Below are 1,151 nucleotides of genomic sequence, written 5' to 3'. Positions count from 1 at the left end.
TCAACCATAGAGCCCTGTTCATGTTATTGATGACACTGGCGACCTTGGTGCTTGGCTACATGGGGACGACCCGCCTGGCGCTGGCACCCAGCTTCGAGAAGATGATCCCCCAGAGCCAGCCCTACATCAAAAACTTCTTGGAGAACCGGGACTCCCTGCGTGGCCTCGGCAACTCGGTGCGGGTGGTGGTGGAGAATACCCGGGGGGACATCTTCGACCCCGACTATCTCGGCGTACTTAAACGGGTCAATGACGAGCTGTTCCTGACGGAAGGGGTCGACCGGGCCTGGATGAAGTCCCTGTGGAGCCCGGCGGTGCGCTGGACCGAGGTGACCGAGGAGGGGTTCCAGGGCGGGCCCGTGATGCCGGATGCCTATCAGGGCAAGCCCGCCGACATCGAGCAACTGCGCCAGAACATCAACCGAGCCGGCATCGTCGGCAGCCTGGTGGCGAGCGACTTCAAGTCCAGCATGCTGATCGTGCCCCTGCTGGACAAGGCATCGGCCACCGGCAAGCCCCTCGATTACCATGCCTTTTCCCAGCGCATCGAGCGGCTGCGCAGCCAGATTGAATTTGACGGCAAGCCGCACCAGGCGGGGGAGGAGGGGACGGGTCAGTACAAGATCCGGGTGATCGGTTTTGCCAAGCTGGTGGGGGATCTCATCGATGGCCTCATTCAGGTGATCCTCTTCTTCGCCCTGGCGGTAGTCACCTCGCTCGTCATCATCTTCCTCTACACCCGCTGCGTGCGCAGTACCCTGCTGGTGGTGGGCTGCTCGCTCATCGCCGTGGTGTGGCAGCTTGGGCTGGTCGCCTGGCTGGGGTACGCCATCGACCCCTACTCGGTGCTGGTGCCCTTCCTCATCTTCGCCATCGGGGTCTCCCACGCGGCCCAGAAGATGAACGGCATCATGCAGGACATTGCCCGTGGCACCCACCGCCAGATAGCGGCGCGCTATACCTTCCGCCGCCTCTTCCTGGCCGGGGTCACGGCGCTGCTCGCCGACGCGGTGGGCTTCGCCGTGCTGATGCTGATCGACATCCCGGTCATTCAGGATCTCGCCATCACCGCCAGCATCGGGGTGGCCGTGCTCATCTTCACCTCCCTGCTGCTGATGCCGGTAGCCCTCTCCTATGTGGGGGTGGGCCGC

General features: G+C 63.7%; 1 protein-coding gene. It reads left to right on the top strand.

Going from position 1 to position 1,151, the window contains the following annotated elements:
* Window positions 1-20 precede the first annotated feature (20 nt).
* Window positions 21-1,151 (top strand): efflux RND transporter permease subunit (locus tag BN1127_RS22320; RefSeq protein ID WP_462477333.1); only part of this gene is annotated, 1,131 nt, incomplete at its 3' end.

It is taken from the genome of Aeromonas media, from assembly GCF_000819985.1.
Taxonomy (GTDB): Bacteria; Pseudomonadota; Gammaproteobacteria; order Enterobacterales; family Aeromonadaceae; genus Aeromonas; species Aeromonas media.
This window is presented reverse-complemented; position numbering and strand designations above follow the sequence as displayed.